Origin of the sequence: Ruminococcus sp. Marseille-P328, from assembly GCF_964249465.1 — a bacterium.
Taxonomy (GTDB): Bacteria; Bacillota; Clostridia; order Lachnospirales; family Lachnospiraceae; genus Blautia_A; species Blautia_A faecis.
Window position 1 is genome coordinate 20,995 of record NZ_CAXUBQ010000038.1, and the last position, 7,045, is coordinate 28,039.

General features: G+C 44.6%; 6 protein-coding genes. All 6 read left to right on the forward strand.

Annotation, left to right across the window (positions count from 1 at the left end; translation table 11 throughout):
* Positions 1–168 precede the first annotated feature (168 nt).
* Entirely contained in the window at positions 169–1,161 is a 993-nt protein-coding gene (locus ACESTK_RS19050) for a BMP family protein (protein WP_330602517.1), read from the forward strand.
* Between the two features lie 194 nt (positions 1,162–1,355).
* Positions 1,356–2,882, forward strand: a complete 1,527-nt coding sequence (locus ACESTK_RS19055; protein ID WP_373120513.1) for an ABC transporter ATP-binding protein — start codon at positions 1,356–1,358, stop codon at positions 2,880–2,882.
* A complete protein-coding gene (locus ACESTK_RS19060; protein ID WP_173735349.1) occupies positions 2,882–3,934 on the forward strand; it encodes an ABC transporter permease in 1,053 nt (350 codons plus the stop codon). The genes ACESTK_RS19055 and ACESTK_RS19060 overlap by 1 nt, the downstream gene beginning before the upstream one ends.
* Positions 3,934–4,875, forward strand: coding sequence for an ABC transporter permease (locus ACESTK_RS19065; protein WP_294426204.1), 942 nt, complete (start codon positions 3,934–3,936; stop codon positions 4,873–4,875). Before ACESTK_RS19060 ends, ACESTK_RS19065 begins: the two co-directional genes overlap by 1 nt.
* A gap of 8 nt (positions 4,876–4,883) precedes the next feature.
* Positions 4,884–5,639: a MerR family transcriptional regulator gene (locus ACESTK_RS19070; RefSeq protein ID WP_148461844.1), complete on the forward strand. Its 756-nt coding sequence runs from the start codon at positions 4,884–4,886 to the stop codon at positions 5,637–5,639.
* A gap of 59 nt (positions 5,640–5,698) precedes the next feature.
* On the forward strand, positions 5,699–6,967 hold the full coding sequence (locus tag ACESTK_RS19075; protein ID WP_373120515.1) for an amidohydrolase family protein: 1,269 nt from the start codon (positions 5,699–5,701) through the stop codon (positions 6,965–6,967).
* Positions 6,968–7,045: the final 78 nt, after the last annotated feature.

The following is a 7,045-nucleotide window of genomic DNA, read 5'->3' on the forward strand; positions in this document are numbered from 1 at the left end:
AAAAAAGAAAAAATGTATTGACTCTATAGTAACTATATAGTTTACTATAAAGAAGCCTTAAGAAAACCTTATAGCAACTACAAAGTTGCGGATAAGAAAAATAAGCGATACTGGCCACGGAGTGAACAGTATCGAATACACGAAAACAGGATCTGATCAAGGAGGATTATGATGAAAAAACTGGTGGTTATGGGATTAGCAATGGCAATGACAGCGGCTATGGTAAATGGTGTATGTACTCAGCCGGTACAGGCAGCTGATGGAGAAGGACTGAAGGTAGCACTTTTACTTTCCGGAGCAGCAAATGACCAGGGCTGGAATCAGACAGCATACGAAGGAACACAGAAAGCCTGTGAGAAATACGGATACGAGCTGGCTTACACAGAGAACCTGGAAGTTGCTGATATTTCCGCTGCTTTTGCTGACTATGCAAGTGCAGGTTATGATGTGGTAATCGGTCACGGATATGAGTTCGGTGATCCTGCACTGGAAGTTGCAGAGACCTACCCAGACACCAAATTCATCTGCACAGAGGCTGACGCTTCCGCTGACAACGTAGCTTCCTACGTTATGGCATGTGAGCAGACCGCTTATGTAGAAGGAATCATTGCTGCTTCTACTTCTGAGTCTGGTAAGCTTGGCGCCATTGGACCGATCCCTGGAGATTCCCTTGTAAAGATCATTAACGGATATGAAGACGGAGCAAAATCCGTAAATCCTGATATCGAAGTTCAGACAGCCTGGACAAACTCTTTTGTTGATACACAGCTTGCACAGGAAGCTGCAAAAGCTATGATCGACAATGGCGTAGACGTAATCAAGCATTGTGCAAATGCTTGCGGAAATGGTGCAATGACAGCAGCTGTTGAGGCTGGAATCTGGTGCCAGGGCGATTCTTACGATCAGAGCTCTTTAGCACCTGACAATATTCTTGATTCTGCAATTTACAATCTTGATGTTGTAATTGATACTGCCCTTGGCAGCGTTGCAGACGGAAGCTTTGAGGGAGATGTTTACAACCTTGGTATGGCAGATGGCGCAGTAGAAGTTCTCCTTTCCGACAATCTTTCCGATGATGTGAAAGCAACTGCACAGGATGCAATTGATAAGATCGTTTCCGGCGAGCTTGAAGTTGAGCGCGACTACACAATGAGACAGTAAGAAATCGGATTTGTAACCGCGGATTGAGATATCTGTTTTTATAAAAATGGCTCGCAATCTGAAATCCGGCAACTGATTGTTCAAAGACAAATGAAGCTGAAATGGAGGAAAGTTATCAATCAGTCAGTGGAGATAACCTTCCGAAGTTTCAGCTTTTTAAAACACTTTAATTATACGAGAAAAAGGAGAAAACCATGTCTCTTCTTCAAATGAAACATATCTGTAAATCATTTTCCGGCGTATATGCAAATGAGAATATCAACCTGACAGTAGAAAAAGGTGAGATCCATGCTCTCCTCGGTGAGAACGGAGCCGGAAAGACCACACTTGTTAATATTATATTTGGTCTGTACACTGCAGACAGCGGTGAAATTTTGTGGAAAGACAAGCCAGCGGATTTTGCCTCTCCAAGGGAAGCTATCGATGCAGGCATTGGAATGGTCCAGCAGCATTTTTCCCTGGTAAATAAAATGACAGTTCTGGATAACATTGTTCTGAATCTGAAGGACAACTCCTTTTTCCTGGACAGAGCTGCTGCAAAAAAGAAGCTGACTGATCTGGCAGAAAAATACGGACTCTACGTGAACCCGGATGCTGTGATCAGTGATCTGTCAGTGGGAGAACAGCAGCGCGTGGAAATCCTGAAAGCATTATACAGAAATGTAGAACTTCTGATTCTGGATGAGCCTACTGGCGTACTCACCCCTCAGGAAACCACACAGTTTTTCGATGTTCTCCGCAATCTGAAAAAAGAAGGCTATGGAATCATTATCATCACCCATCGTATGAGCGAGATTATGGCAATCAGTGACAAGGTTACCATTCTTCGGGATGGCAGACAGGTGGCAGATCTTGTGACTGCAGACACCAATCCGGAAGAGCTGTCTGCCTATATGATCGGACGAGAGCTGAATGATGACTATCATATAGAAGGTTCTCCCAAAAAAGATATTATGCTGGAATTGAAAAATGTGTCCAATCATCACAGAAAACACAGCCGTCATAAGCTTGAGAATATCAGCCTTACCATTCACAAAGGGGAAATCCTTGGAATTGCCGGTGTGGAAGGAAACGGACAGAAAGAGCTTGCAGAGGTGATCACCGGAATCCAGAAAGCCGGTGAGGGCGAAATCCTTCTGGACGGACAGAATCTGGCAGGAATCAATATCCGCGGACGTTATGAAGCAGGTGTTTCCTATATTTCAGAGGACAGATTGTCAGACAGTCTGATCACCGGAATGAACATTTCAGAAAACCTTGTTCTCCGGGAATATGGGAAGCTTCCATTTGCAAACCATTCTATTATAAACAAAGCAGCTATCCGTAAAAATGCAGCAGAAAAAATGAAACAATATCAGGTGCGCGCATCCGGAAAGTCGGGGATTGATACGCTTGTGAAGCTTTTGTCAGGCGGAAACCAGCAGAAGTTGATCATAGCCAGAGAGCTGAACGATCATGCAAAAGTGATCGTGGCAAGCCAGCCTACCAGAGGTCTTGACATCGGTGCTACAGAATTTGTCCGTCAGCAGCTTATAGATCAGAGAAATGCAGGAAAAGGTGTTATGCTGATCTCCGCAGATCTGGAAGAAATTATGGCATTAAGTGACAGGATCGCAGTGCTTTTTGGTGGAAAAATCGTGGGAATCCTGGATAGAGAAGAAGCTACTGTACAGAAAATCGGCCTTCTCATGGGCGGAATTTCAGAAGAGGAGGCAAGATAATGGAGAAGGAAAAAAGAACAAGAGGGATTACAGATGTACTTCTGATTCTTGTAATCACAATTCTGGCAGGTACGGTTTTGATCCTTGCATGCGGCGCAAGCCCGGTGGAAGCATACGGTCTTTTCTTCCGTGGAATCTTTGGAACACCTGCTGGATTTGCAGAAATTTTTGTAAAAGCATGCCCGCTGATCCTTACAGGTCTTGGCTGCGCAGTAGCATATCGTACCGGCTTTTTCAACATTGGTGCAGAAGGACAGTTTTATGTAGGGGCAATGGCAACTACCATGGTAGCTCTGAACTGGACTGCTGTTCCGGGAATACCAAGAATTATCCTTTCCCTGGTAATCGGATTTCTGGCAGGTGGCGTGTGGGCGCTGATCGCAGCAGTGTGCAAAGCGAAATTCAATATTTCCGAAATTATTGTCACTATTATGCTGAATTATATTGCAATTAATTTTCTTGGCTATGCAGTCCGTTCCTTCCTGATGGACCCGGAAGGAAATGTTCCGCAGTCTGCGAAAATTGACAAAGCCGTACAGCTTGGAACCCTGATCCGGGCAACCCGTTTTCATGCAGGTATTCTGATCGCAATCATCTGTGTACTTGTAGTATGGTTTTTCCTGGAAAAAACAACTATGGGATACGAATTGAAGGCAGTTGGACTGAACAAACGTGGAAGCACCTGCAACGGTATTTCTGTTATGAAAAATATTGTGCTTTCCGCTTTTTTAAGCGGCGGACTTTCCGCAGTGGCAGGTGGAATCGAGGTTCTTGCCATTCAGAAAAAGCTTCTGGAGGGAATCTCCTCAAACTGTGGCTATACGGCTGTTTTGATCGCACTTGTGGCATTTAACAACCCTATTGGCGTATTCTTTGTGGCAGTGCTTTATGCAGCAATGCAGGTAGGTGCAAGCTCCATGCAAAGACAGCTTGGAGTACCGTCTGCAATCGTTAATATTTTGATCGGTCTGGTTGTTGTTTTGATTCTGGGAAGAGAACTGTTTCATTTCAAAAAGAAACAGGCAAAAGTTGGAAAAGGAGGAAATGCGTAATGCTTCAGCAGATTTTCAGTTTAAGCTTTATGACGGCTTTTCTGGCCGCAGCAGTTCGTCTGGCAGTGCCGCTTATGTATGGCGGAATTGGTGAGACCATTGCGGAAAAATCCGGTATTCTGAATATCGGAATGGAAGGTGTTATGCTCAGCGGTGCATTCTTTTCCTTTGCAGGTGCCTGGTATTCCGGCAATCTGTTTGTGGGACTTCTGTGCGGTATGGCAGGAGGACTTGTAGTCAGTCTGCTTCACGGACTTCTTTCCATTACACTGATCCAGAACCAGTCTGTTTCCGGTCTTGCCATCAACATGCTTATGCTTGGCGTCACCAGCTTTTTATTTAAATTAATGTCAAATGGACAGGGCTATCAGCAGATCGAGACTTTCCCAAACATTGCCATTCCAGGCTTATCAAAGATCCCGCTGATCGGAGATGCATTTTTTAACTGCGATTTCCTGACCTATATCCTTTATGTTCTCCTGATCCTTACCTGGGTTTTTTACAAAAAAACCAATCTGGGGCTGTCCTTTATGGCAGTGGGAGAACACCCACGTGCAGCAGAATCCGCAGGCATCCAGGTGAAAAAATACCGCTGGATCGTGATGGTATTTAACGGAATCCTTGGAGGAATCGGCGGTGCATATCTGGTACTGGTACAGCTTGGCGTTTTTACAGAAAATATGATTTCTGGCCGTGGCTATATTGCTCTTGCAACTGTTATTCTTGGACGATATACACCTTTTGGAATGTTTGGAGCGGCTCTCTTATTCGGAGCAGCCAATGCCCTGCAGATTCGTCTCCAGACCATCGGCGTATCCATTTCCCCGTTCCTTCTGGCAATTTTGCCATATGCGCTGACCCTTATTGCAATGCTTGGTGCTGCTGGAAAGAACAGTGAACCAGAAGCTCTTGCTAAGCCTTATGTAAAAGGCTCAAGATAGGAGTATCTATGGCAAATAAAGAGTATCTGAACGTAAATGAGCTGGCGACCTTATTCGGATTGAACGTGCAGACCCTGCATTATTATGACAAAATCGGAATTCTGAAGCCCAGCTACAGAGACCCGAAAAACGGATATCGGAAATATCGTTTTGATCAGACTTATAAGCTTGCATCCATCCGCTATATGCGAAAACTGGGTTATTCCATTGAGGCAGTCCGGGATTTTCAGGACACAAAAAGTCCTGATGAGGCGCTTAAAAGACTGAAGGAGCGTTCCGCAGCCATTCATGCCCAGTGGGAAGAGATGATGCGGATCGACCATGCGATTTTGCGAAAAATACAGTTTATTGAAGATTCGAAAGCAGGAATTGATTACGAAAATATCCAGGTGGTGAAATATCCAGAGCGAAAATATATTCCCATCGGAGCAGAAGAGGAGCTTTATGCAGGCGAATCCTTCTACTTTTATCCAACCATTGTATTTTATGGGGAAAATAGCAAGGAATTTGGAGCGCTTCTTACAGATGCCGTTCCAGAGGAAAATGCGGAGATACGCACGATTCCTGCAGGAACCTATGTTGTGGGGTATCACAAAGGGGCATATGAAGAGATTCAGGACAGCTTTAAAAGGATAAAGGAATGGGGACGGAATCTGAATCTGGAGGATACCATTCTGGCGCTGAATATCATCGACCAGTTTGTGGAACAGGATAATGATAATTATTCTACCAGGATCGAGGTCAGGATTGCAGATACAAAATAGAGGAAAAGCGATGCGAGAAAGAGAAAAAATGCAATGATTAAGAATGTGAGGGACAAAAAATGGCAGTAAAGATTTACCACGGAGATATTTTGTTTACACCGTCAGCAGACAGGTTAGAGATTCACGAAAACAGTTATATAATTGTAGAAGATGGAGTGGTTTCACAGATCTGTGAAAAGATTCCGGAGCAGTATCAGGGCACAGAGGTTATAGATTACGGTGATAAGCTGATCATTCCGGCTTTTTCTGATCTTCATGTACACGGAGCACAGTATGTACAGCGCGGAATCGGTATGGACTGTCTGCTTTCCGACTGGCTGAATCATTATACATTTCCGCAGGAATCCCGTTTCCAGAATATGGAGTATGCAAAAAACTGCTACGATGCATTTGTAGATGATATGCTCCGCCATGGTACTTTCCATGCCAATGTTTTTGCAACCATTCACCGTGAGGCCACAAACTATCTCTTTGATAAAATGGAAGAGAAAGGCATGTATGGTTATGTGGGAAAGGTGAACATGGACTGCAATTCTCCGGAATTTCTCACCGAGACCACAGAGGATTCCCTGAAGGAAACAGAGAAGTATCTGGCAGAACATGAGGGCAGCAAAAAGGTGAAAACCATTCTGGCTCCCCGTTTTGCCCCGACCTGCAGCAAGCCGCTGATCGATGGTCTTGGCAAGCTGGCAGCAAAATATCATTGTGGTGTGCACACTCATCTGGTAGAGTCTCTGTGGGAGGCACAGGAAGCTCTGAATCTGTTTCCGGGCTATGGTTCTGATACAGAAATTTATGAGCGCGCAGGTCTGATGGATCACGGTCCGTCTATTTTCGCCCATGTTATTTTCCCAACTGAGGAAGATAAGCGGATTCTGAAAAAACATGGAAGCTTTTCTGTTCACTGCCCGGATGCCACTGTGAATATTATTGCAGGAATTATGCCGCTGCAGCATATGGAGGCTGAGGGACTGAAAATTGCCATGGGAACTGACATTGCCGGTGGCCATGGAATCGGCATCTACCGCCAGGTTGCAAGAGCCGTACAGTTATCCAAGCTGAAAGAATTCTACGAGCCACAGGAGAGTAAGACCATTACTATTACACAGGCATTCTATCATGCAACCAAAGAGTCTGGAAGTGTATTCGGTAAGGTTGGTTCTTTCGAAAAAGGGTATGCGTTTAATGCTCTTGTGATTGATAATATGGAAGATCCATGGACAAAAATGACGGCAGAGGAGAAACTGGAGCGTTTCTGCTACATCGGAGATGACCGGAATATTAAGGCCAGATATATTGATGGGGAGCTGTTGGAGCAGGAATTTTAGAAATTTGCTATTTAGTTGATTAAAAGTTCTTCAATGCGGACGCATTTGGACAATGTGTATTACTCACTCGCCGGCGCA

Bases quoted from the DNA above. Each gene is read 5' to 3' on its own strand.
- ACESTK_RS19050 (WP_330602517.1), top strand. From the start codon at position 169: ATGATGAAAAAACTGGTGGTTATGGGATTAGCAATGGCAATGACAGCG.
- ACESTK_RS19055 (WP_373120513.1), top strand. From the start codon at position 1,356: ATGTCTCTTCTTCAAATGAAACATATCTGTAAATCATTTTCCGGCGTA.
- ACESTK_RS19060 (WP_173735349.1), top strand. From the start codon at position 2,882: ATGGAGAAGGAAAAAAGAACAAGAGGGATTACAGATGTACTTCTGATT.
- ACESTK_RS19065 (WP_294426204.1), top strand. From the start codon at position 3,934: ATGCTTCAGCAGATTTTCAGTTTAAGCTTTATGACGGCTTTTCTGGCC.
- ACESTK_RS19070 (WP_148461844.1), top strand. From the start codon at position 4,884: ATGGCAAATAAAGAGTATCTGAACGTAAATGAGCTGGCGACCTTATTC.
- ACESTK_RS19075 (WP_373120515.1), top strand. From the start codon at position 5,699: ATGGCAGTAAAGATTTACCACGGAGATATTTTGTTTACACCGTCAGCA.